Origin of the sequence: Micromonospora sp. WMMD712, assembly GCF_029581295.1 — a bacterium.
Classification (GTDB): Bacteria; Actinomycetota; Actinomycetes; order Mycobacteriales; family Micromonosporaceae; genus Micromonospora; species Micromonospora carbonacea.
Genome location: NZ_CP120743.1, coordinates 4,142,576 through 4,165,974 on the forward strand (window position 1 = coordinate 4,142,576; position 23,399 = coordinate 4,165,974).

Annotated in this window: 16 protein-coding genes and 4 pseudogenes; 12 read left to right on the plus strand and 8 right to left on the minus strand. The window is 68.6% G+C overall.

All coding sequences use genetic code 11. The annotated features are described in order from the left end of the window. Positions 1-223 precede the first annotated feature (223 nt). A complete protein-coding gene (locus O7633_RS17825; RefSeq protein ID WP_282323219.1) occupies positions 224-1,228 on the plus strand; it encodes a hypothetical protein in 1,005 nt (334 codons plus the stop codon). 30 nt (positions 1,229-1,258) lie between these two features. Here O7633_RS17825 and O7633_RS17830 read toward each other — a convergent pair whose 3' ends face one another. From O7633_RS17830 to O7633_RS17840, 3 genes are all read right to left on the minus strand, one after another. Then, positions 1,259-1,447, minus strand: coding sequence for a hypothetical protein (locus O7633_RS17830; protein ID WP_278130161.1), 189 nt, complete (start codon positions 1,445-1,447; stop codon positions 1,259-1,261). Positions 1,448-1,580: 133 nt separating this feature from the next. Further along, on the minus strand, positions 1,581-5,264 hold the full coding sequence (locus tag O7633_RS17835) for a hypothetical protein (protein ID WP_282323220.1): 3,684 nt from the start codon (positions 5,262-5,264) through the stop codon (positions 1,581-1,583). A gap of 31 nt (positions 5,265-5,295) precedes the next feature. Then, positions 5,296-5,628: a hypothetical protein gene (locus O7633_RS17840; RefSeq protein ID WP_282323221.1), complete on the minus strand. Its 333-nt coding sequence runs from the start codon at positions 5,626-5,628 to the stop codon at positions 5,296-5,298. A gap of 16 nt (positions 5,629-5,644) precedes the next feature. Between O7633_RS17840 and O7633_RS17845 the strand changes: the two genes are divergently transcribed. Continuing rightward, a complete protein-coding gene (locus O7633_RS17845; RefSeq protein WP_282323222.1) occupies positions 5,645-7,066 on the plus strand; it encodes a DUF4173 domain-containing protein in 1,422 nt (473 codons plus the stop codon). 112 nt (positions 7,067-7,178) lie between these two features. Here the strand turns inward: O7633_RS17845 and O7633_RS17850 are convergent, their stop codons facing one another. Continuing rightward, positions 7,179-9,818 carry an IPT/TIG domain-containing protein gene (locus O7633_RS17850; protein ID WP_282323223.1) on the minus strand — a complete coding sequence of 880 codons (2,640 nt, stop codon included), beginning with the start codon at positions 9,816-9,818 and terminating at the stop codon, positions 7,179-7,181. Positions 9,819-10,056: 238 nt separating this feature from the next. Here O7633_RS17850 and O7633_RS17855 point away from each other — a divergent pair, with 238 nt between their 5' ends. Genes O7633_RS17855 through O7633_RS17865 form a run of 3 tightly spaced genes read left to right on the plus strand, consistent with a single transcriptional unit; the run spans position 10,057 to position 11,494 of the window. After that, complete coding sequence (locus tag O7633_RS17855; RefSeq protein WP_278130167.1) at positions 10,057-10,188, plus strand: hypothetical protein; 132 nt, start codon at positions 10,057-10,059, stop codon at positions 10,186-10,188. A 47-nt stretch (positions 10,189-10,235) separates the two neighbouring features. Beyond that, a complete protein-coding gene (locus O7633_RS17860; protein WP_104113285.1) occupies positions 10,236-10,547 on the plus strand; it encodes a transposase in 312 nt (103 codons plus the stop codon). Next, positions 10,544-11,494 (plus strand): IS3 family transposase, encoded by a 951-nt coding sequence (locus O7633_RS17865; protein WP_282323224.1) that lies wholly within the window; start codon positions 10,544-10,546, stop codon positions 11,492-11,494. Before O7633_RS17860 ends, O7633_RS17865 begins: the two co-directional genes overlap by 4 nt. Positions 11,495-11,512: 18 nt before the next feature. Here O7633_RS17865 and O7633_RS17870 read toward each other — a convergent pair whose 3' ends face one another. Together O7633_RS17870 and O7633_RS17875 are read right to left on the minus strand one after the other, a co-directional pair. Then, on the minus strand, positions 11,513-11,932 hold the full coding sequence (locus tag O7633_RS17870; protein ID WP_278127552.1) for a hypothetical protein: 420 nt from the start codon (positions 11,930-11,932) through the stop codon (positions 11,513-11,515). Continuing rightward, positions 11,929-12,762 carry an IS5 family transposase gene (locus O7633_RS17875; protein WP_278127551.1) on the minus strand — a complete coding sequence of 278 codons (834 nt, stop codon included), beginning with the start codon at positions 12,760-12,762 and terminating at the stop codon, positions 11,929-11,931. The genes O7633_RS17870 and O7633_RS17875 overlap by 4 nt, the downstream gene beginning before the upstream one ends. A gap of 311 nt (positions 12,763-13,073) precedes the next feature. Between O7633_RS17875 and O7633_RS17880 the strand changes: the two genes are divergently transcribed. Together O7633_RS17880 and O7633_RS17885 are read left to right on the plus strand one after the other, a co-directional pair. After that, positions 13,074-13,310 (plus strand): DUF397 domain-containing protein, encoded by a 237-nt coding sequence (locus tag O7633_RS17880; RefSeq protein ID WP_282323225.1) that lies wholly within the window; start codon positions 13,074-13,076, stop codon positions 13,308-13,310. 188 nt (positions 13,311-13,498) lie between these two features. Next, the gene (locus O7633_RS17885) at positions 13,499-14,401 is read left to right on the plus strand and encodes a cupin domain-containing protein (protein ID WP_282323226.1); all 903 of its coding nucleotides are present in this window, start codon (positions 13,499-13,501) and stop codon (positions 14,399-14,401) included. Between the two features lie 2,022 nt (positions 14,402-16,423). On the opposite strand, the pseudogene O7633_RS17890 reads toward O7633_RS17885, so the two are convergent. Continuing rightward, positions 16,424-16,916 (minus strand): annotated as a pseudogene (locus tag O7633_RS17890) (transposase); the annotation flags it as partial. Positions 16,917-17,321: 405 nt separating this feature from the next. On the opposite strand from O7633_RS17890, the gene O7633_RS17895 reads away from it, so the two are divergent. The 3 genes and pseudogenes from O7633_RS17895 to O7633_RS17905 form a co-directional block, all read left to right on the plus strand. Continuing rightward, the gene (locus O7633_RS17895; RefSeq protein ID WP_282323227.1) at positions 17,322-18,086 is read left to right on the plus strand and encodes a phage Gp37/Gp68 family protein; all 765 of its coding nucleotides are present in this window, start codon (positions 17,322-17,324) and stop codon (positions 18,084-18,086) included. Between the two features lie 359 nt (positions 18,087-18,445). Next, the gene (locus O7633_RS17900) at positions 18,446-19,690 is read left to right on the plus strand and encodes an IS256 family transposase (protein WP_282323228.1); all 1,245 of its coding nucleotides are present in this window, start codon (positions 18,446-18,448) and stop codon (positions 19,688-19,690) included. A 130-nt stretch (positions 19,691-19,820) separates the two neighbouring features. Then, a pseudogene (locus O7633_RS17905) lies at positions 19,821-20,447 on the plus strand (IS5 family transposase); the annotation flags it as partial. A gap of 11 nt (positions 20,448-20,458) precedes the next feature. Here the strand turns inward: O7633_RS17905 and O7633_RS17910 are convergent. After that, positions 20,459-21,685, minus strand: coding sequence for an IS110 family transposase (locus O7633_RS17910; RefSeq protein WP_282323229.1), 1,227 nt, complete (start codon positions 21,683-21,685; stop codon positions 20,459-20,461). Positions 21,686-22,024: 339 nt separating this feature from the next. On the opposite strand from O7633_RS17910, the pseudogene O7633_RS17915 reads away from it, so the two are divergent. Together O7633_RS17915 and tcmP are read left to right on the plus strand one after the other, a co-directional pair. After that, positions 22,025-22,300 (plus strand): annotated as a pseudogene (locus O7633_RS17915) (transposase); the annotation flags it as partial. Between the two features lie 45 nt (positions 22,301-22,345). Further along, positions 22,346-23,314 (plus strand): annotated as a pseudogene (gene tcmP / locus O7633_RS17920) (three-Cys-motif partner protein TcmP); the annotation flags it as partial. Positions 23,315-23,399: the final 85 nt, after the last annotated feature.

Below are 23,399 nucleotides of genomic sequence, written 5' to 3' on the forward strand. Positions count from 1 at the left end.
CGCCGACGACAGCGTGACTCCTCCGAATCCCTACAGCGCCTACCAGTCCGCTGACGACTCGGGCGGGCGAATCCCGTCTCATCGATCCGCTGCTCGGCGCGCCGGCCGGACTGCGCGGGCCTCGAATGGTTGATTCCGGCAGCGAATGCCCGGCACCAAACGCCACCGACCCCTGACTTTCCGTAGGACCCCAGGGGTTCCGGGTGAGCCCGATGATGGAGGGATGCTGGAGCAGATCGCCGTCAGCGACACCGGCTCGTCGGCGAGGCTCGCCGCCCGAATCCTGTGTAGACGACTGAGGCACCCGTATGTCCGCAACGTCGCTGCGGTGGCCCGGCTGATGGCGGGGGCGCGAGACGAGCGGGTCGCGGCGATGGCCGAGGAGGCCCTGGCCCTGGCCTGGGGCAGCGACCAAGAGGTGACCAACCACGTATGGGACGCCCTGACCGCCACGCCGGGGCCGGCGTTGCGGTTCCTGCTCGCGCCCGCGCCGGACTGCCCGCACGAACCACGGGTACGACTGGTCACCGCACCACCGGACGGCAGGCGGGTGCTTGCGGCAGCCCTCAAGTCCGCCGATCCCGAGTTGCGCGGGGCGATGGCCGACCTCCTGCGCGTCACCGACCACCCGGTCCTCCTCGGTGACTTCGAGGGCGCGCTGAACAGCTGGCCGATGCCGCGCCGTCCCGGGGACGTGGAGCTGGAGACCCGCGCGGTGCTCGATCTCGCGCTGACCAACACCCATCTGTGCCAGCCCGCGCCGGTCGGCAGGAGGCGCGTGGGGCTCGCCGTCGTGGCGATCCTCAAGGGGCGGTTCGACCTGTTCGACAGCTACGACCCGGCATCCCTGGTGGCACAGTTGGTGCGCCTCGACCACAGGGCGCTCCCGGCACCAGCGACCGAGGGGTACCGCCGGTGGCTACGTGCCCTGGGCCCCGGCCCGGGCCGCGAGCAACTGTGCGAGCTCGTCATCGATGGTTACTTCGAGGCGCTGACTGCCGTCGCGGACAGCGGCCAGGAGCCGGACTCGCCGTACCTGTTGCCGGCCTTCCTCTTCTGCACCGAGCAGTGGGAGCGGTACGACGCCCTGGACCCCGACGGCACCCTGCTCGAGAACTACATCATCAAGGAGTGCGACGACGTCGGAATGTACTTGTGGACGGTCGCGGAGCGCAACGGACGCCAGTTGCCGGCCCCGAGGGGCCTCGCCGCCGACCCCGGGTTCTGACGGTGGGCAGTTGTCCCCTGCCACCGTGGATCAGCCACCAACATTGGCGTTCTCGGGCAGGGGTGCCAGACCCAGCTCGCGCTGGATCGCAGCGAAGAACTCCAGTTCGGCCGCAGTCAGCTTTTCGAGGGCCGCCGACGAAACATCCACTGCGGCGATGGTGGCCCGCGCAGCGGCGATCTGGCGAACGGCTATGACCACGGCAATTGCCGCCGGCACCGTTTCCGGCAGCTCGGACCGGACCCGTCCCGGACTGCCGCTCCTGCTTACGGACCCAGTTCCGCAGCGTCTCGTGACTCATCCCCAACTCACGAGCCCACCAGCGCCGCCCACCAACGGCGCGGACGCCGAATCAGTCAGCCACGGCGGAAGGCCAGAGGTCGGGGTAGGTCAGTGCGGGCGCGGTGGGGTCGGCTCCCTGGCCGGAGGGTAGCTCGGGACAGAGACGCCGGTAGGGCTCCGACCCGACGTGGTAGGCCCATTCGCCGTCGGTCAGGTTCCGTCCCGCTCGGCGGCAGAGCTCGGCGGGCCAGGTGTCCGGGGTGGGGGTGAGGCGGGCGGTGTGGTCCCAGGAGGTGGTGGCCAGCGTCCTGCCGTCCGGGCTGAAGGCCACCGCCGTGACCCAGCCGACGTGACCGGTGAGACCGACGATCGTCCGGCCACGGTCGCGGTCCCACAGACGGGTGGTGCCGTCCCGACTGCTGGTGGCGATGGTCTGCCCGTCCGGGCTGAACGCGACCGCGTTCACGTCTGCGGTGTGTCCGGTCAGGACGGACGCCACTCGACGGGCGGCAATGTCCCACAGCTGGGTGGTGCCGTCGGCGGGGGCGATGGCGAGGGTACGGCCGTCCGGGCTGAACGCCACCGCGTTCAGATGGCCGGTCCTGGGCGTGAGGGTAACGATCGTGCTGCCGGCGTCAGAGTCCCAGAGCCGGACCGTGCCGTCGGTCGAGGCGGTCGAGGCGGTGCTGCCATCGGGGCTGAAGTCCACGGCGTCCACCCAGCCGGTGTGGCCGGTCAGCACGGCGGACGTACGTCGGGTGGCCAGGTCCCACAACCGGGCCGTTCCGTCGGTGGACGCGCTGGCCAGGAGTTGGCCGTCAGGGCTGAAGGCGACGGAGGCGACGCCGTCGGTGTGCCCGGTGAGGGTGGCCCTCTGGTGGCGGGTGCTGGTGTCCCAGAGTCGGATCCGGCCGTCCTTGTGACCGGTGGCAAGGGTCGTTCCGTCCGGGCTGAACGCCACGGTGAAGACGAAGCCGGCCCTGGCGTCGAGGACGGCGAGCTGACCGTGCCGGGCGGTGTCCCACAGGCGGACGGTGCCGTCCCTGCTTCCCGTGGCGACGGTCCGGCCGTCCGGGCTGAACGCCACCGCGTCGACGTAGCCGGTGTGGCCCCCGAGCGTGGCGACGGACCGGCTCGTCCTCGTGTCCCACCTGCGGGCGGTGCCGTCCCGGCTGCCGGTCACGACGGTCGTACCGTCGGGACTCGTCCCCACGGCCAGCACCTCGTCGGTGTGGCCGGCGAGGGTGGCCAGGGGCTGGTGCGTGGTGGTGTCCCAGATCCGCGCGGTGCCGTCCCAGCTTCCGGTCACCACGGTGCGGCCGTCGGCCCCGAACGCCACGGCCCGCACGACGCGGGTGTGCCCGACGAGACTGGCCCGGGACTCGTGGGTCGTGGCGTCCCAGATCCGCGCGGTGCCGTCTGCGGAACCCGTGACGAGGGTCGTGCCGTCCGGGCTCAGCGCGACCGCGAAGACCTCGCCCGTGTGGCCGGAGAGGATCGTCGTCCGACCGGTCGCCGTGTTCCACAGCCGGGCGGTGTTGTCGTCCCCACCGGTGGCCAGGATCAGCCCGGTGCGGTCGAAGGTCACCGCGTTCACCGGGCCGTCGTGGCCGACCGGCACGGGCCGGGAGAGGCTGGTGCGGGTGTCCCAGAGCCGGACGGCACCGTCGGCGTGCCCGGTCGCGATGGCCGTACCGTCCGGATGGAAGGCCACCGCGTTGACTGCGGCGCGACCCGTCAACGTGCCGAGGGGCTGGTAGGTGGTCGCGTCCCATAGTCGCACGGTGCCGTCGACTCCCCCGGTCGCCAGCAGGCGTCCGTCCCGGGTGAAGGCGATCGCCGTCACGGCACTGCCCTGGGTGAGCGCGGCGGTCGGGCCGGCGGTCCACAGCCGTACGGTGCCGTCGTCGCCGCCGGTGGCGATGGTGCCGCCGTCGGGGCTGTACCCGACGGCGGTCACCGCGCCGGAGTGCCCGATCAGTGGCCGCGCGACGTGCACCGGGGCCGAGAGTGCCGCCTGCGCGCTGGCCACGGTCTGCGCCGTCACGGAGTGGCCGAGCCCGGCCAGCGCCAACAGGTTCGCCAGGTCAGGCTGGGTCGCCAGCACCGCGCGCGACTGGGCGGCCAGACTGCTGGCGACGGCGAGGTCGCGTTGGGCATTCGCCGTGACGGTCTGCACCCCGGCGAGGACGGCCAGCAGGCTGACCGTGACCAGGCCCGTGACCAGGCTGCCGATGGTGACCCGCAGCCGCCGCCGGCGGCGGGCGTGGTCGCGGTTCTGCCGGACCAGGCTGGCGGCGAGGAAATCGCGTTCGGTCCCGTTGAGGGATTCGGTGTCCCGGTCGGCCCAGCCCGCGAGCAGACTGCCCCGGTACAGGAACGCGTCGTCCTCGCCGTGCGTCGCCCAGTCGGTGGCGGCACCGGTGAGGCGGCGGTGGGCGCGTAGCGACTCGCGGTCGGCGGCGAGCCAGTCCCGAAGCGTCGGCCAGCCCCGGATGAGCGCCTCGTGGGCGATCTCCACGGTCTCCTCGCCGATCGTCACCAACCGGGCCGCCGCGAGGCGTTCCAGGACGTGCGCGGTGACGGCGTCGTCGCCGAGCTCCGCGCGGGGGACTCGCCGGCGGGTGTCTTCGGTGCCGTCGCCCAGCGCGGTCAGCCGTAGCAGGATCCGCCGGACCGCCCGGCGGTGCTCCTCGTCCAGCTCCCCGAACACCCGATCGGCCGACTGCGCGAGCGCGCCGTCCAGGCCGCCGGCCGCCTCGTAGCCGGCCAGGAACAGCCCGGCGCCGCGCCGCCGCCGCCAGGTCTCCCACAGGGCGTGGGAGACGAACGGCAACACCGCCGGCCGGGACGCCGCCTCGGCGATGATCGTGGCGACGAGGGTCTTCTCCACCATCAGCCCGGCCCGGGCCGCCGGTTCGGTGACGGCGACCGACAGCTCCTCGGGCGTCATCGGGCCGACCAGCAGCTGCGCGTCCTGCAGCGCCGCCACCAGCTCGGGCACGCGGGCGCAGTGCGCGTAGAAATCGGCCCGCAACCCGATCACCACCCAGGTGCGGCCGCCCACCTCGCCCGCCACCGCGAGCAACGCGCGGATGAAGGTCTCCCGCTCGGACTCGTCCACGCAGAGGGAGAACACCTCCTCGAACTGGTCGACGATCAGCAGACTGTCGGCGCCCGGGGCCACCGGGTTGTCCGCCAGCTCCCGCACCGGGTGGGCACCGGGGGTGATCACCACGGCCCGCAGCTCCTCGTTCGCGCACCAGGCCGGCAGTAGCCCGGCCCGCAGCAGGGACGACTTACCCGAGCCCGACGGCCCGACCACCGCGACGAACCGGTGTCGGGCCAGCCGGTCCGTGAGGTCGGCGACGAGGCGGTCCCGACCGCAGAACAGGTCCGCGTCGTCGGGTCCGTAGGCGGCCAGGCCCAGGTACGGCGGCCGGTCCCCGACCTGATCGGGGGCACCGGTCGCCGGTGGCGCCGCAGCATCCAGTTCCGCGACCGCACTCCGCCAGCGGGCCGTCCACTCTTCGGGGTCGCCATCGCAGGCGCGGGCGTACGCCACCGCCACCGCCAGGGTCGGCAGCCGGTCGCCCGCAGCGGCCTGCGCCAGGGTGGTCGCCGAGAAGTGCGCCCGCTTGGCCAACGCGCGGTACGTCGGATTGCCCGCTGACTGCCGCAGCTCCCGTAAGGCGACGGCGAACCGCTGCGCCGGCCCCTCGCCCGGATCCACCGGACGCTCCGGACGCGGCATTTCCCACCTCCAACGACAGGTGCGAATGCTATCAGCGGCCGTCGTCGGAAGTCCTGGTCGACGGTTGTTCAGTTCCCACATCCGGAAACCGGACAACCTCGAACCACAGGAACGGCCGAATCGGTTGTCCACTGTTGTTTGTCCATACCGCATTCCCGAAGCCGGACAACCCGCCGCCCACTAGACACAGATTCGCAAGCCGCGTCACCGCGTCCGAAGGGAATGTGATGTCGTTGCCCGTCACGACCGCCACGCCACCACCGAGCGAGCCACCCGAGCCGTCGTCGCCAGCCTCGTCGTCGCCCGAGTCCGGGCCGCCCGGATCCACGCCCGCGCCACGGCCCGGAGCGGCGATCACCGCCACCGCGGGCGCCGCGATCGTGGCGGCCGTCGCGCTGTCGTGGGACCGGCCGGGCATCGGGTGGCTGTTGACCGCTCTCGCCGTCGCCGCCGCGGTAGTGGTCTCGGCCGGCAGCGGTTTTGCGTGGTCCGGTCGTACGGCGGTCCGGGCCGGCGAGGCCGTGGCCGTGGTGGCGCTGACCGCCGTGGGCGCGGTGCGCGCGGCGGAGTGGCTGTTCGTCCTGTGCATGCTTGCCGCCGGGGTGGTCGGCTGCGTGGCCCTGGCCGATCGCTGGTCGGCTGGCAGCCTGGTTGCCGCCCCGCTGCGGGTGGTCGGTTCGGTGCCGGCCGCGCTGCGATGGCTGCTCAGGGACGCGATCAGGATCCGCGTACAGGATCGGGGCGCGGCCCGGCGGACCACCATCGCCGGGCTGGTAGCGGTGGCGTTGCTGGCCGTGTTCGGGTTCCTGCTGGCCGAGGCGGACGCGGCGTTCGCCGAGGTGTTGTCCGTGCTGATCCCATCGGTCGACGGCAGCACCGTGGTGCAGTGGCTGGGGTCGGCGGCGGCCGCCGTCGTGGTGACGGCGGTCGCGGCCTACGGTCTGCTGACCGGCACGACCGTGCCTGAACCGGAGTCGCGGCTGGGGCTGGTCCGCCGGATCGAGTGGGCCCTTCCGGTCGGCGGACTGGTCGCGCTGTTCGCGGGCTTCGTCGCGGTCCAAGCGACGGTCCTGTTCGGCGGCGGTGAGCACGTGGCGAAGACCGCCGGGCTGACGTACGCGGAATACGCCCGGGCCGGCTTCTGGCAGCTACTGGTGGTCACCGGGCTCACCGTGATCGTGGTGGGCGTAGCGGCCCAGATCGCGCCCCGGGCCACAGTGTCCGACCGGGTGCTGCTGCGCACGCTGCTGGGACTGCTGTCGGCCCTGACCCTGGTCATCGTCGCCTCGGCCCTCTCCCGGATGGCGGCCTACGAGCAGGCGTACGGGTTCACCCGGCAACGGTTGCTGGTGACCGTCGGCGAACTGTGGCTGGGAGTGCTGTTCCTGCTCATCCTGGTGGCCGGGATCAAGCTGCGGGGACGATGGGTGCCCCGGGCCGCCCTCGCCGCGGCCGTCGGCGCGCTGATCGGCCTAGCCGTGCTCAATCCCGACGCGTTCATCGCCCGGCAGAACGTGAACCGGTTCGAGAAGCACGGGATCGATGTGTACTACCTCAGCACCCTGTCCGCCGACGCCGTTCCGGCGCTGCGGAAGCTGCCGGAGCCGTACCGCTCCTGCGCGCTGGCCGCAATCACCAACGAACTGACCGGCGGTTCGGCGCCCTCGTCGGGGTCCAACCGGCGCGACGCGTGGCAGGAGTGGAACCTGGGCCGCGCCACCGCCCGGGCCCACCTCGACGATGACGCCCTGGGTCCGTGTCCGGCGGCGTACCGGCGGTACGACCTGCCTGACGCTGACTGAGCTCCCAGTCGAGCGCCCGCTCAGGGGTACGTGGGCGCGATCGGCCCCTGAGGACGGTTGGGAGCGTGGCTCCCGGCCAGGGTCGGGTAGGACCCTGGCCGGGAGCATCCGGTCAGCCGGTGCGGCCGGCGCGGTGCCGGCGGCGGGTCAGCACGACGAGGACGGTGCCGAGGAGCGCGAGCACCACCCCGACGGTCAGCGGCGCGGTGAGGGCGTCACCGGTCACCGGCAGGATCCCCCCGACGTAGCGGAAGGTGATTCCGTTGGAGGTGCCGCCGCCGGTGCTCACCGTGATCGTGGTGTTCCCGGCCGCGCACCGCGGTGTGCGGAAGGTCAGCGAGCGGCCGTCCAGCGCCACGGTGACCTGGTCGGCCGGGATGGTCGTGCCGCAGATGGTTACCGTGGTGCCGCCCGGTACGAACCCGGAGCCACCGACCGTCACGGTCGTGCCGCCACCGGTCGGCCCCTGTCCGGGGTCGACGGTGTCGATGCGCGGCGGGGCGGGTTCGTAGGTGAATCCGTCCGGTGCGGTGACGTCGTCACCGGGCAGCAGGACGGTGACGTCCACCGTCCCGGGCGAGCCGGGCGGGGTGACCACGGTCAGCGAGGTGCCGTCCGGGTTCACGACCAGGTTGGTGCCGGGTGTGTTGCCGAAGTTCACGCCGGTGGCACCAGTGAGACCGGTGCCGGTGATGGTCACCGTGGTGCCACCGGTGGTCGGTCCGGTGTCCGGCACGATGGAGGTGATCGTCGGTGCGACGTACGTGAAGACGGGCGCGGTGGCGGTGCCGGCGGGGAACACCAGTCGGACGTCTGCCGGCCCGGCCGCGTTCGGCGGGGTCACCACGGTGATCGTGGTGCCGGCCGGGTTGACGGTGAATCCGGTGCCGGGCACCCCGTCGAAGTTCACGCCGGTGGCGCCGGTGAACCCGGTCCCGGTGACGGTGACCGTGGTGCCGCCGGAGGTCGGCCCGCTCGTCGGGGTCAGCCCGGTCACGGTCGCGGCGCTGCCGTCGGCGAGGTAGGTGTAGTCCAACGGTGCCGCCGTACCGCCGCCGGTGCTCACCACCACGACGGCTGGTCCGACCGCGCCGGGCGGGGTGACCGCCGTCAGGGAGGTGCCCCCCTGGGCGACCGTGACGTTGGTGGCCGGTGCCCCGTCGAAGGTGACGGTCGTGTCACCGGGGACGAAACCGGTGCCGGTGATCGTCACGGTCTGTCCGCCCGACTGGGGACCCGCGTTCGGGGTGATCGACGCGACGGTCGGTGGCGCTGCCACGTAGGTGAAACCGTCCGGGGCGGTCGCGTCCGCGCCCGGCAGGAGCACGGTGACGTCCACCGGGCCGACCTGACCGGGCGGGGTGACCACGGTCAGTGAGGTTCCGCCCGGGTTGACCGTGACGTTGGTGCCCGGGGTGTCGCCGAAGGTCACTCCGGTCGCCCCGGTGAAGCCGGTGCCGGTGATGGTCACCGTGGTGCCGCCGGCGGTCGGTCCGGTGCCCGGGACGATCGAGGTGATCGTCGGCCCGAGGTAGGTGAACGTCGGCGCGGTCACCCGACCGGCCGGGAAGACCAGCTCGACCAGGGCCGGGCCCGCCGGGTTCGGCGGGGTCACCACGGTGATCGTGGTGCCGGCCGGGTTGACGGTGAACCCGGTTCCGGGCAGGCCGTTGAAGTCCACGCCGGCCGCTCCGGTGAAGCCGGTGCCGGTGATGGTCACGGTGGTGCCGCCGATGGTCGGCCCGGAGGTCGGTGTGAGGCCGGTGATGGTGGCCGCGCTGCCGTCGGCCAGGTACGTGTAGCCCAGCGGGGCGGCCGTGCCGTTCACCGTGCCGACCACGACCTCGGCGGGTCCGACCGCGCCGGGCGGGGTGACCGCCGTCAGGGAGGTGCCGCCCGGTGCGACCGTGACGTCGGTCGCGGGTACGCCGTCGAAGGTGACCGTGGTGCCGCCCGGGATGAAGCCGGTGCCGGTGATCGTCACGGTCTGGCCGCCCGACTGCGGGCCCTCGTCCGGGGCGATCGTCGCGGTGGTCGGTGCCGCCGGCGGACGCTCGCAGAGTGCCTCGGCGACCATGACGGTTCCGACGGGGATGGTGGTCGGGACACCGAGGATGCTGCCTGACAGGGTCAGCACGGCCCGCACGGTGATTGCGGTGGCACCGGTGGCGGTGGTCGTCTCGACGCGGGTCAACGAGGCGTTCAGGCTCGCGTCCAGCAGCCCCGGCACCACCACCGCCGCGCTACCCACGACGGCGGGGGTGTTCGCCGTCAGCGTCACCGCCGAGCCGAACAGTTCCAGCCCGACGAGTGTGGTGTCCGCGCTGGTCGCGCCGACCTGCGGACAGACCGCGGTGGCGGTGACCTCCGTGGCGTTCAGCACGTCGATGCCGAGCACGGCCAGGTTGAGCCCGTTGACGCTGGAGGACGCCGACGACCCGTCGGCTGCCCGGGTGGCGGTGACCTCCTCGACGGTGCCGCTGGCGGTCACGCCAACCGCCCCCGGTATCGAGATCGCCAGCAGCGTCTCGGTGTCGGTGCCCCCTCCGGCGGGCGCGGTGGCGGTGCCGACGGTCGCGTCGGCGCTGATCACGGCTATCCCGGCCACCTCGGCCGAGAGGTCGACGACGACCCCGCGGGCGCTCGCGTCGCCCGGTGCCGCCAGGGCCGGCATACCCAGGGTCAGGGTTGCCAGGCTGGTGACCAGCAGCGCCGTGGCGGCGCTCGTGGTTCTTCGCAGGACGGTCCTCACCACTTTCCCCCGTTCAGATGGATGACGGGCCTGCGTGATGTGGCGGCAGCCGTCACCGAGTGAACGAGAGCAAATCGGGCAAGTTACGCATTTCGCATCCTTAGGGTCTGGCGACCGTGGGGCTGTCGGCGTGGCACCCGACGCCCCGACCGGCCAGACATGGTGGACGCACCCGCGCCCGACCACCCCGGACGGAGGGCTTGATCTGGAGTGCGCTCCAGGTGTCAGGGTCGACGTCATGGCAGGGGACAGGGCAGCGGCCCGGCTGGTGCTGGGGACGATGAACTACGGCACGATGGTGGACCAGGAACGCGCGTTCGCGCTGCTGGACAGGTTCGTGGAGGTGGGCGGGGTGAGGTTCCCCCGGTAGCTCGGAGGCTTTCGATCATGCTCTGATGGAGCTGAAGGGAGTCATCCGTGGCAGCACCGAAGAAGTACCCCGATGAGCTGCGTGAACGTGCGGTGCGGTTGTATCGGGAGTCGGACCCGAAGCCCGTGATCCGTCAGCTTGCCCGGCAGCTCGGGGTGCATCACGAGGCGTTGCGCAACTGGATCCGCCAGGACGAAGCCGACCGCGGCCAGCGCGACGATCGGCCCACGACCTCCGAGCTTGAGGAGCTGCGCCGGCTGCGGCGGGAGAACGCCGAACTGAAGCGTGCCAATGAGATCCTGAAGGCCGCCTCGGCTTTTTTCGCCTCGGAACTCGACCCGACCCGGCGACGGTCGTGACGCTCATCAACGAGCTGCGCGATCGCTTCGGGGTCGAGCCCGTCCTCCGGGTCATCGGCGTGGCCGTCTCCACCTACTACGGCTGGCTCACCCAAGCCGCCAACCCGTCCCCCAGGCGACGCGAGGACGCCGAGCTGGCGGTGGAGATCGCCGAGATCCACGACGTGTCCGGCGGCACCTACGGAAGTCCGAGGGTGCACGCCATGCTGCGCCGGCAGGGTCGGCAGGTGGGCCGCAAGCGGGTCGAGCGGTTGATGCGGACCGCCGGCCTGCAGGGCGCGTTCCTGCGCAAGAAGTGGCGCATTCCGTCCACCCGGGCGAACCCGAAGGCAACACCGGCTCCGGACCTGGTCAACCGGCAGTTCACCGCTGCGGCACCAAACCGGCTGTGGGTTGCCGACGCGACCCGCATCCCCTGCGGTGAGGGCGTGTTCTGGCTGGCCGCGGTGCGGGATGTGTTCTCCAACCGCATCGTGGGCTGGCGGTGCTCAGACCGATGCGACACCGACCTGATCCTCGGCGCTCTCGAATACGGCATCTGGTCCCGCGACGTCCGCGACGGGCAACTGATCCACCACTCGGACAGGGGCTCGAACTACACGTCGTTCCGCTTCGCGCAACGCCTGGCTGACAACGGGATCCTGCCCTCGATGGGGTCGGTCGGCGACTCGTTCGACAACGCTCTGATGGAGAACTTCTGGTCGACGCTGAAGATCGAACTGGTCTACCGCAACTCCTGGCGGACCCGCGACGAGGCCGAGAACGCGATCTTCGCCTACATAGATGGGTGGTACAACACCCGCCGCATCCAGAAAGACCTCGGCTGGCGATCCCCAGACGAGTACGAAGCCGCCTGGCACGCCCACCAGGCCCGACCCGACGAGACGGCTATCGTTCAGAGGGTGGTTCGGGAGGCTTTGTCCGATGCGGGTTTGACGGTTCGTTAGCGGCCCTGGTGGTGGGGGTTACGCGGACGCCGTCGGCGGGGCCAGGGTGAACAGTCCGGCCTCGGGTTCGGTGAGGATCTGGCGGGCGACGAGGCGTTTGAGCTTCGCGCGGAGATTCTCGGTGTCCTTCGCGGTGGTGCCGGCGGCGAGGGCCTGGCAGATGTCCTTGGCGCGCATCGGTGCGTTGGCGCCGTGGAACACGGCGAGGATCTGTTGGTAGGCGGGGCTGGCGACGGTCGGGTCAGCAGGTGCCGCCGGATCGAGTGGGCCGCCCAGGCTCAGGAGCGTCTTGCGGGTGATGGCGAGTTCGGCGACCTCGGTCTCGGCCGCGGTGAGCTGCTCGTCGAGGGAAGCGATCTGGGCGCGGAGCCGCTCGACGGCCAGGCCGGCGGCGTTCTCGCGTTCGGTGAGCAGGGCCAGCAGCGTCGGCTGCGTCACCGTTGGTCGCGCCAGGACGTGGTGGCGGTGCCGGTCAACCGGCGGATGAGGTTCGCCGTCGAGGCCCACCAGGTGCGTGACACCGCGGAGGCGGGTCGGCTCTCGTACTCGCGGACCAGACGGCGGTGCAGCATCAACGTGCCGTTGGTCTGCTCCACCACCCACCGGCGCTTCACCGGCACGAACCCGGCCGTCGTGTCGGACCGCAGGACCTGCTCGACATCGATACCTCGGACCGCGCCGTGGATCTGCACGTCGTCTTTGAACCCGGCATCGACCCACGCCTTGGTCACCGTCGGCGTGTGCGCGAGGACGTTGTCCAGCAGCCTCACACCGATCGCATTGTCGGTGACCGACGCCGCGGTGACCACCACCGCGATGATCAACCCCAGCGCGTCCACCGCCAGGCCCCGCTTACGGCCCGGCACCTTCTTCGCCGCGTCCTTGCCGGTCGTCGCCGCCGGGACGTGGTTGGCCGCCCGAATCGACTGAGTGTCCAGCACCACCGCGGTCGGATCCTCCCGACGGCCGGCCTTCTCCCGCGCCTGACACCGCAGCAGATCATGAATCACCTGGTCAGTGCCGTCGTCACGCCACTGGGCGAAGTAGTAATACGTCGCGGACTTCGGCGGCAGATCGTGCGGCAGGTACGCCCACTGACAACCCGTCCGGTTCTGGTAGAAGATCGAATTCACGATCTCCCGCAGCTCGTAGCGACCCTGATGCCCCGACACCGACGGATGCCGGTCCTTCCACGCCTGCAGGAACGGACCCACCACCGCCCACTGCTCATCGGTCAGGTCACTCGGATACGCCGCACGCTCACCCATGATCAGCCCAACGCCGGCCGGACCTACCGGTTACGACCACGGCTCACATTCACATGCCAGCCCAAACCCATATTGGACGAAAGCTACCGAACCACCCTCTGAGCCGAATCTGAGCCGAGCACACCTTTCGCGCACCCTGGCACCCACCCGCGACGGTCTGCCATCCGTGCCGTCGCGGATGCCAGGCTCAGACCGCGGCACCGCCCGCACGGAAACCCGAGCCCGCGCAGGAATCCCTATGCCCCAGGGCTTGGGCGCGTCACGGCGCGGAGACCGACTCTCCGCAATCAGCAAGGATCGGAGGACTCACCATGTCGCTCGACCTGTACAGCATGCCCCTCGACGGCGTGACGCTGCGGAACCGCTGCGGTGGCAACCTCGGCAGCGAGAACCAGCAGTGCGTCGAGTACGGCGAGATCCCCGGCACCACCGACGGCTTCGTCGTGGGCGACAGCAAGAACCCCGACGCCGGTCAGCTCCGCTTCACCAAGGACGAGCTGACCACCTTCGCCCGCGGGTTCCTCACCGAGCAGGGGCTCACCGCCTGATCGCAGCACCATCGTCAACGCGGCGGGCCGCCCCACCCGAGGGCGGCCCGCCAACCACCGCTCTAGCCAGAAGCGGGTGTAGCGACTACGGGCACTCCCAACCCCGTGCTTGATCCACCCGTAGCCGCCGCTCGACTTCACTTCGCCCACGCCCTCCTGCCATCAACCGCCATCGCGGAAGGAATAGCATGTCGCTCACTCTCCTGCTCCCCGAGGCCGGCGTCAGGAACCTGATGACCAACTGGCCTGATCAGATCCACGTCTACGACAGCGTCCCCGCCGCGCTGGACCGCGAGATCAACGCGACCACCCTCTACGAATGGATCGACACCGGCTGCGTTCCCGCCGCCGAGATCGCCGTCGTCAAGGCTCCCAACCCATCCCTCAACGCCGCCTCGTTCAGCACCAACGGCCGCACCGACGGTCCCCGACTACGGAACCTCCTCGACAACGGCTTCACCGTCCGCTTCGGCCACATGGAACGCATCAGCCCGGCCATGCACCGCCTCGCCCACGGCGTCCAGCAGGAAACCGGCTACAGCACCTTCGTCCACGCCTTCGTCACCCCACCCGGCGAGCAGGGACTACGTCACCACTGGGACCAGCAGATGACGCTCGCCATCCAACTCGCCGGCACGAAACGCTGGGACTGCTGGAAACCCCTCTACCCTGCACCGACACGCGACTACCACGACTCCTCCAAGATCTGGCAGGAGAAGTGGCGCCAGCAATGGACCGCCGCCGGCCCGGACTTCACCCACGATCTGAAGGCCGGCGAGGTACTTGTGCTGCCCCGCGGGTGGGTCCACAACCCCCGCAACATCTCCAACACCGAAACCAGCATCCATCTCACCGTCGCCATCGGCGAACGCACCCCGTACTGGATCGCCGAGGAAATGGTCAAGACCGCCATCCACGACCCCACGTTTCGGGCCATCATTCCGCCCAGCGGCACGACCGTCGACGGCCTCCGCACGATAGCCGAGCAAACTCGCGACGACCTCATCAACCACCTGCAGAATCTCGACGCGACGAAGTTCGCCGACACCCTCCACCACCTGTCCCGCACCACCCTGGAGTACACACACTGACCCAACCGAAGCAGGCGTCGCGCCCACAGCTCACGGCACAGCGCATCACCTGCGAGCCCCAGCCCCGATCACATGTACGACCCATCGCGCTCCCTGCCACCTGTCGGCGATCGGATAGCGGATGGCGTCTGACCAAACCGGACACACCTGGGACTTTGAGAGCGGCCAGGTGTTGGGCGACCTTGGTGTTGTCGTCTGGGCACGAGACTCCTTCAAACCCGCGTTCGTCCAACTTGGCCAGTGCCTGAGTTCCCATCGACAGCTGGATAAGCCACACTTAGAAAGTGATGGTTCTGCGCCTACTCCGGGCTACGGCGATGGCAGTAGCTGCTGCGGTGGTGACGCTCGCCCAGCTGAATCTGCCTAGCAGAAGCTTCTGGGATGAAAGGCCGGCCCTGCAGTGGGCGAGCGTTGTCGCTTTGGCGGCCTTTGTCCTTTATGACGGCATTAAAGAGGTTAACCATGCAGTGCAATCCGCCCGAATTCGAGAGTGGGACAATGACCTCCGAGCGATCTTTAGCGCGACAGTGTCGTCGATCGTCGAGATTACCGCGGCACCGTGGGACGAGATCGACGTAAAATACTACCGTCGGCGAGGGGTGTCGAAATGGCTACGACTTGGCCTAGTTTCCGGGCTACGCGCAGGCGTCAGCATTGCAGATACCGACCGCCTAGTCAGACCCGGAGTTGGCATTGCGGGAACGGCATTCTCCGAGCAAGTAGTCTTAGCGGAAGACTGGCGCATGTTCGTTCGACTAGCCACTCAAGAGGGGCCAAAAGCATGGGAGCGCCGTTCAGCAAGGCAACGCTACGGTCTAAGTTGGGGGCAGCTGCGCCGATCTTCGCTTCCGGAAGGAGTTGTGGCTAGTCCAACCTTCGCAGTAGATGGAAGGCCCAATGGTTGCATTCTCGTAAGTGGCCCCCTGAAGTCACCGGATCTTCTGGCTGAAAGAATGCAAGACATACTTGATGATTTGGCTGCGACGCTTGAACAACTAGGGCCGCCGCCAACAGGTTGGTGGGGAAGCCATGGACGATAACAACGATTCCGGAGTTCGAGTTCACCCGAGGCGCTCAGGACTGGTCTCGGCGCGCTTCCACTCGCTCCTTCGGAAGCATGGAGCATCACCCCGTTTACTGCGCTCGATCAAGGAATCCGCTGCAAGCTCTCCTAGCGAAGTCGACGACCCGCGCCCAGGTGTCGAAGCCAGCAATGCGGGGCAGGGCGTCTCGATCGTCAACCCTAGCTTGCCTGGCCTCAGTTCAGAGGAACCATCGCTGGATCCGGCGCTGATGTTCCGACACTCGGCAATCCCGTCCCACTCACTAGAAGAAGATCAACTCACACGTATACGAAAGGTAGTAGCAGCGCTAGATCGACTTAGCGCTTCGTATACGCAAGGCGTAGCGCCACTTCGCCGAGCGTTGGCGCCGGGAGGAGAGCGCCGATATGAGGAAGACGCCGCCAAGCGGACAGAAGCATCAGGAATCCTGGGGCGGCCCAGTGGCGAGCGAGTAAACCAAAGCCCCCGGAAATTCGTGCTATCCGACGTCTCATTCTTTGATCCCGTTTCGCCACAGACATCAGCCGATGATACTCAGCCATGGTGGGAAAAGTCGTCCAAGGCTCCATCCGATCCATCACAGGGCCAGCACTGGGTCACGATCCGAAATCGAGCAATCCATACCCTGGGGTCCTTAGATTCTCATCTACAGACAGAGGCAGTCGGGATCCTAGAGCAACTCCGAGACTCGCAGTTCCTGTTGGCTGAATTGGTGGGGCTCCTCGGGGCTGAGCATGTCGCAGTCCTCGCCGCTCGCCGTATCGTCGCACAGTGGCGGGGCGCTGCCGGCGACGCCGTTGGGGCAGTTCGAGATCTTGAGCGTCTATCGGTAGACGCGGGCGTTATCCTCGGTGAGTTACACAAGGAGACAATGGCGGCGCAGAGAAGTCTCGCTATTTGGAAAGATCGGCTGCACAGGTAAGCCGCCCCTGGTCTGAGCGCTAAGAGGACGTCTGATTCACGTATTTTGTGTGTGTTGTGGTTGTAGGGGTTCTCGCCAGGTTGGGGTGGTTTCGGTGGTGAGGCGTTTGGCGAGGTTGTCGATCATGGCGAGGGTGATCATGCTGGCGGAGTTGTCGGGGCGGGCTTCGTAGTCGCGGACGAGTCGGCGGTGGTGCATGAGCCAGCCGATGGTGCGTTCGACGACCCATCTGCGCTTGACCACGCTCAAGCCCTTGGCCTGCGGGTCTTGGTGACAATCTCGACGTCAACGCCGAGTGTGGCGCCGTGTTCGACGACGCGGTTCTTGAAGCCGGCGTCGACCCAGGTCTTGGTCAGGGTGGGGTAGGTGGTGGTGGCCTGGTCGAGGAGGTTCATGCCGATGGTGTTGTCGCTGGCGCTTGCGGCGCAGACGGTGACGGCGAGGAGGAGGCCGAGGTGTCGGTGATGATGCCGCGTTTGCGGCCGACGATCTTCTTGCCGGCGCCGGTGCCCTGTGTGGACAGTGTGAGGGCGTTCCTCGGCAGAGGAAAGCAGTGCGCGCCAGGGCTGTACCCTACCCGCGCCGGGGGCGAAGGGCCACTTACGGCATATCGATAGACAGGTCAATCCTCTGACGATCTTGTTCGCTTCAAGGATCCGAGCCCCTACGACAGGTCGCCGCCGGCCGACTCGGCGGCTGGCGCACGGCACTCACGGAGGTAGCCTGCCGCCGCACCGACCCGTTGACTGGCTGCTGTCCGGTCTGCGCGCCGTGCTCCGTACAGCAATCCCACGCCGCCAACGTCTATCCACTTGCCCGACCGTTGTACGCGGTAACGCGACATCGCCGACGACCGGCGGAGCGGCGACTTTGAGCGATCCCCTTCCGCATCGTACGAACGTTCGACAGTATAGGCGTGTAGGGAGGTGATTCGGTGGCGGACCACAGTCCCATCGAGTGGACAGAGGCGACGTGGAACCCCACCACCGGGTGCGATCGCGTTTCCCGGGGCTGCGACAACTGCTACGCCCTCACTCTGTCGAAGCGGCTGAAGGCTATGGGTTCAGCCAAGTATCAGACCGACGGTGATCCACGAACCTCCGGTCCCGGCTTCGGGGTCGCAGTACACGAAGACGCCCTAGACGTCCCCAGACGCTGGCGCGATCCCCGGATCGTGTTCGTAAACTCGATGTCGGATCTCTTCCACGCTCGAGTACCGCTGCCGTTCGTGCAGCGGGTGTTCGAGGTGATGCACGAAACGCCGCAGCATACCTACCAGCTACTCACCAAACGAGCAGGCAGGCTGGCTAAGGTGGCCCCGCAGTTGGACTGGGCACCGAACATCTGGATGGGCGTCAGCGTGGAGGGCCCCACGGAACTCTCCCGCGTGGACGACTTGCGGCGGGTTCCGGCCGCTGTCCGCTTCCTCTCCGCAGAACCCCTGCTCGGCCCGTTGGCCGACTTGAACCTAGACGGTATCGACTGGCTCATCGCTGGGGGCGAGTCCGGGCCGGCCCACCGACCAGTGGACCCGCTGTGGGTTCGGCAGTTGCGGGACAAGTGTGGTGAGGCGGGGACCGCCTTCTTCTTCAAGCAGTGGGGGGGTCGCACGCCGAAGGCTGGCGGCCGTGAGCTAGACGGACGCGAACACTCGGCCATGCCCACGCGCATATTCGCTGCTGTCTCGCCAAAGGCATGACCGCCGTAGTCGCTTCGCGCAGGCCGGCCAACGGTCGATGGGTTTCGCCGATGAGGTTGCGATGAGACACTGACGCCTGACACTCGGTAGCCAGGGGGTACGGATGCCGGTCAATGGTGAGGTGCCATGGGAATGCGCCCCACACACGGGCGCCAAGCATGACATCTACCAGCGCTACCTTGAGCGCTGGTTCCCCATCCTCCTAGGCCGTGTTTCGTAGCGGTCAACGGCGTGGCGGTGGGGTTGCGTCCACGGGAGTGGTGTACGACTTGCCCGTGATGGGCGTGTTGCGTAGATGAGAGACGGCCATCGCGTCGATCCTTCAAGACGACCAAGTCAGAGAAGGAAGAGAGAGCGCGATGGCCGCTTCAAAGAGTGTGAACCCTGTTGACCTGCTGCGCGAGCAGATTGAGGGCGCGTCGCCGGATGTGTTGCAGGCGATGATCCGCACGTTCGCGCAGGCGGTGATGTCCGCCGAGGCGGATGCCATCTGCGGCGCCGGCTACGGGCAACGCAGCGACGAGCGGGTCAACTCGCGCAACGGCTACCGGCCTCGGGAGTGGGACACCCGCGCCGGAACGATCGACCTGGCGATCCCCAAGCTCCGTCAGGGCAGCTACTTCCCCGACTGGCTGCTGACGCATCGGCGACGGGCCGAGCAGGCCCTGGTCTCGGTGGTGGCCACGAGTTATCTGCTCGGGGTCTCGACGCGGCGGGTGGAGAAGCTGGTCGAGCAGCTCGGGATCCGGCAGCTGTCGAAGTCGCAGGTCTCGGAGATGGCCGCCCACCTCGACGCCCAGGTCGAGGCGTTCCGCAACCGGCCCCTGGACGCCGCGCACTACACGTTTGTGTGGATGGACGCGCTGACCATGAAGGTCCGCGAACACGGCCGGACCGTCAACGTCCACGCCCTGGTCGCGGTCGGGGTCAACGCCGACGGCCAGCGTGAAGTCCTCGGCGTCGACGTCGCCTCGGACGAGGACGGCGCCGGCTGGCTGGCGTTCCTGCGATCCCTGACCGCCCGCGGACTCTCCGGCGTCCAACTGGTCATCTCCGACGCCCACCGCGGCCTCGTCGCCGCGATCGGCGCAGCCCTGCCCGGCACCACCTGGCAACGATGCCGCACCCACTACCTGCGCAACCTGCTCACGAAGGTGCCGAAGTCGGCGCAGCCGTGGATCGCGACCCTTGTGCGCACGATCTTCGACCAGCCTGATGCCGACGCCGTCCGAGCCCAGTTCCAGCGGGTCGTGGCGACGATCGAAGCGAAGTTCCCCACCGCGGCCGAGCACCTCGACGCCGCCCGCGACGACCTCCTGGCGTTCACCAGTTTCCCGCGCGAGATCTGGCGTCAGATCTGGTCGAACAACCCGCAAGAGCGCCTGAACAAAGAGATCCGCCGGCGCACCGACGTCGTCGGGATCTTCCCGAACCGGGCGGCGATCATCCGCCTCGTCGGTGCTGTCCTGGCCGAGCAGACCGATGAATGGACCGAAGGACGCCGCTACATGGGCCTGGAACTACTGGCCAAAGCCCGCCTGATCACCGTCGACACCAGCCAACACGACACCGACCAACCCGACCCCACCCCGATCGCCGCATAGCATCAGACCGGATCACGCGATGGCCGTCTCTTACACCACCAGCGCGGACGTGACCGGCGGTGGTCGCTAATCGAGGAGGTCTCCGGTAGTTGGTTCAGCGACCAAGCTAGAACTTCACACCGGAGACCTCGTGCCGAGCGTAGCGGCAGTGAGGCGACATGACCTGACCGACGTGCAGTGGGCGGTACTCGAGCCGTTGCTGCCTGCGGGAACGGGTCATGCTCGGCCACGCAGATGGACCATGAGACTGATCATCGACGGCATCCGGTGGCGGGTCCGGACCGGATCACCGTGGCGGGACGTGCCCGCGCACTACCCGCCCTGGCAGACCCTGTACCGGTGGTTTCGGCGCTGGCAGCGTGACGGCGTCTGGTCTCGGATTCTCACCTCGTTGCAGGCCAGCGCGGACGCGGCGGGGTTGATCGGCTGGACGGTGAGTGTGGACTCGACCATCAGCCGCGCCCATCACCACGCCGCTGGGGCCCGCCGCGACGGTCAGGCGCAGAAAGAGCCCCCCGGTGGTGTGCAGACCGAGCCGGCAGACCACGGCCTCGGCCGGTCGAGGGGCGGCTGGACCACCAAGACCCATCTGGCCTGCGAACAAGGCCGCAAACTGATGGCCGTGGTGGTGACCGCCGGACAACGCGGCGACAGCCCACAGTTCATCCCCGTACTGGCCAGGATCCGCGTCCCCCGCACCGGTGGCGGCCGGCCACGCACCCGCCCCGACACCGTGCTGGCCGACAAGACATCCCACGCAATTTGGTGTCAAGCTGCGGTGGGTAGCTGTTGTGGTTGAGGTGGGGTGAAGGCGGTTGTCTCCTGGTAGAGCTGTCGGGTTTGCAGGCAGTGGTGAAGGCAGCCAAGGAGCCGGTTGGACAGGTGGCGCAGGGCGGCGGTGTGGCCGTCGCCCGCGGTTCGTCGGCGTTGGTAGTGAGCGTGGGCGCCGGGGGAGGCGGTGAGGGCGGAGAAGGCCCAGAGATGGCTGGCGTGGGCGAGGCGCTGATTTTTGACGATCAGGCTCTTGCCGGAGGCGCGGGTGATCGGGGCGGAACCGGCATACGATTTCAGTGCTCGTGTATCAGCGAAGCGGGATCGGTCATCCCCGATCTCGGCGAGTACCCGGGCGCCGATGAGTCGACCGAGGCCTGCGAAGCTGGTGATGATCTCGGCGTCCGGGTGTTGATCAAAAGACTGTTCTGCGGCCGTGGCCAGGTCTTCGGCGTTGAGGCAGGCGGTGTCCAAGGCGCGCAGTAGGGCCAGGGCTTGTCGTCCCATGGCCTGTTCGACCAGGGGTGGCTGGTGCAGGGTTGCGGTGGCCAGGGCCTGGTGCAGTCGGTCAGCTTCGGCGGTGACGCCTCGTTGCCGGCCGGCTCGTCGTAGGGCGTCGGCGAGGTCGTCTGGGGTCAGGGTCGTTGCCTGGGTGGGGGTGGGCGCTGTGGCGAGTACGGCGCGGGCTTCGGGGCGGGTGATCCCGCCGCGGGCGTCGCGGAAGGCCAGTAGGAACGTCGGGTAGTACTCGCGCAGCAGTGAGCGCAGTTTGTTGTGGGCTTGGGTTCGATCCCATACGGCGTCTTGTTGCGCACGGGCGAGAACTGCGATCGCCTGGACGAGTTCGGAGTCGTTGGGCAGCGGCCGGTGCACGGCCATGTCGGTACGCAGAATGTTGGCCAGGACCACCGCGTCGACATGGTCGGACTTGGTGCGTGAGACGGTGTATCGGTCTCGGTAACGAGCGACCGCGACCGGGTTGATCGCGTAGATCTGCCGGCCGGTCGCCCGTAGGCAAGCCACCAGCAGACCCCGGGAGGTCTCGATCGCCACGGGGATCGGCTGTTGCGGGTTGTCACCGGCGTCGGCGAGCAGTTCGATCAACTGCCGGTAACCGGCCGCGTCATCACCGATTCTCAGCCGTGCGACCAACCCGCCGCTGTCGTTGATGATCGCGACGTCGTGGTGTTCCTCGGCCCAGTCAATTCCGCAGTAAACAGTCATAGGCATCAACCCCTCGTAGGTGATATCTGAGATTCGGGCGGGCCCGCCACGATCACGCCGCGACCTAATGAAAGGACTCTCGGTCCACCATCCCACCAGCGTTGAAGTGACCGTGGACGCCCGCGTGGCCCTCCATCGTTGTCGAAGGATTCGATGATCCAGGCCTGTCCAGAGGTGGCCCACGCGAGCGGCTCAAGCAAGTGACTACCACTGCGCAAGGGCCGGTCCTGCCAGGACCCGCCGTGTCGGATCGGTCTTGTCGAAGCGCTCACCGCGCGGGCTACAACGCGAGATCTCCGAACGAGCACCGGGCAAGACCAGCCCTTGCACGCTCATTAGGCGTACACGTCGAGGGCCAACCGCCGCTACCTGCGTCGACGTGGGATCAGGGCGACGATCCCGTCGAAGGCCGACCAGGACGCGAACCGGCGGAGGAAGGGGTCGAAGGGCGGCCGGCCACCGGCCTTCGATCCGCAGCGGTACAAGCAGCGTCACGCCGTGGAGTGCGGCATCAACCGACTCAAACGCCACCGTGCGGTGGCGACCCGCTTCGACAAACTCGCCGTCCGCTACGAAGCCACCGTGCACATCGCCGCCATCAACGAATGGCTGTGACCGGCTTCGACACAGGCCCTAGCCGGCTCCAACGCCTATCCCTCGGTCACCTACGCCGAGGGCTTCGCCGGCCCGGGGATCTACAAGGGCGACGAGCCGGGTTCGCCAGTGATCGCAATGCGGGCGCTGGTCACCAAGGTGCCCAGGACCAAGGGCGTCGCCCGCTTCGCCTTTGTCGACGACGACCAACGCTGCGTCGACATGCTCCGGGCGACCCTGACGAAGGCGTTCCCTGAACGGCCGCGCACCGACGCCGCCATGCCCGTGAAGATCGTTAAGGGCACCTGCGCCTCCCATCTGGAGGCCACCCTCGACGAGATGCGCGCCTGGGGGCAACCGATCTTCGCCAACCTCGACTCCTGGGGTAACGCGCCAGTGCCATATCGCCTCCTTCGGCGCCTGGCCGCGAACGTCTCCAGCGAGGTCATCGTCACCCTGTTTCCGCAGCACTTCGTGCGCTTCGTCAGCGACCTCGGCGAAGCTGGCGACGCGGTGTTCGGCGGCAACCCCGCATGGCGAACCGTGGCAGACCTGGCACCAGGAGCGAAGAGCCGGCACATTCTCACCTGCTACCGGCAAGCATTGCGCGCAGCAGGCTTCCCGTACCTGTTGGACTTCGAGCTGATCCCCAGGAAGGGACAGCCGCTCTATCTGATCTTCGGCACCCGCCATCGCCTCGGCGTGCAGAAGATGAAGGACAGTCTCTGGGAGGTCGACCGCACCCAGGGCGTCGGCTTCCGCGATCCCCGCGACGAGCAGGCCGAAACGCTGTTCGACGTCGACGAACCACAACTCGGACCGCTGACCCGACTACTCACCCAACAGCTTCGACGCAGCGGACCCGTCCGCGTCGAAGACCTGCGACACTTCGCTCTTCTCGAAACGGTGTACCGACCGGAGCACGTGATCAGGGCGCTGAAGCCCCTCATGGACCACGGCGCGCTCAGCATCGAAGGCGGCGGCACACTGCGGCGCACCTCCGTCGTATCCCTGACTCCAGCCTCCGCCGTCTAGTACCAATGCCCCTCGGAGTAGTGGGAGACCTCACGCAGCGATGTAAGGGCGCACCGACGCATTGTTGAGGAGCTCGGTGCCCGGT